This window comes from Staphylococcus microti, from assembly GCF_000934465.1.
Taxonomy (GTDB): domain Bacteria; phylum Bacillota; class Bacilli; order Staphylococcales; family Staphylococcaceae; genus Staphylococcus; species Staphylococcus microti.
This window is the reverse complement of the sequence record NZ_JXWY01000105.1, coordinates 1-480: the sequence shown is the minus strand read 5'-3', so window position 1 is coordinate 480 and position 480 is coordinate 1. Positions and strand designations below refer to the sequence as shown.

The window sequence follows — 480 nt, the reverse complement described above, 5'->3', positions numbered from 1 at the left end:
ATACGGAATATCACCTTTAGGTGATAAGCGGATTAACGTGACATATTGTATTCAGTTTTGAATGCTCATTATTTGAGGATTCAAAATTAAAATTTGAATTGAAAACGCTTGTTAATGCAAGTGATTGTCAATCAAATTGTCTTGTACATTGAAAACTAGATAAGTAAGTATAAATGATTTTACCAAGCAAAAACCGAGTGAATAGCGAAAGCTTGAAACTAAAAATTATCGCTAGTCGTCAAATGACGACTCACATAATTAATAACACAGTTTTGAATTGAAAACGCTTGTCAGTCAATGAATCATGAACAAGAGCGAGTGAGCTTACTATGCGTAAGTGATTGAGTGATTGTGAAATGATGAAGCAGAATGCGAGCGATTGTCAATCAAAAGAAGATTAAGTTATTAAGGGCGCACGGTGAATACCTTGGCACTAGAAGCCGAAGAAGGACGTTACTAACGACGATATGCTTTGGGGAG

General features: G+C 35.4%; 1 rRNA gene. It reads left to right on the top strand.

The features are described 5' to 3' along the window. Positions 1–395 precede the first annotated feature (395 nt). Positions 396–480 (top strand): 23S ribosomal RNA (locus TP70_RS09705); the annotation flags it as partial.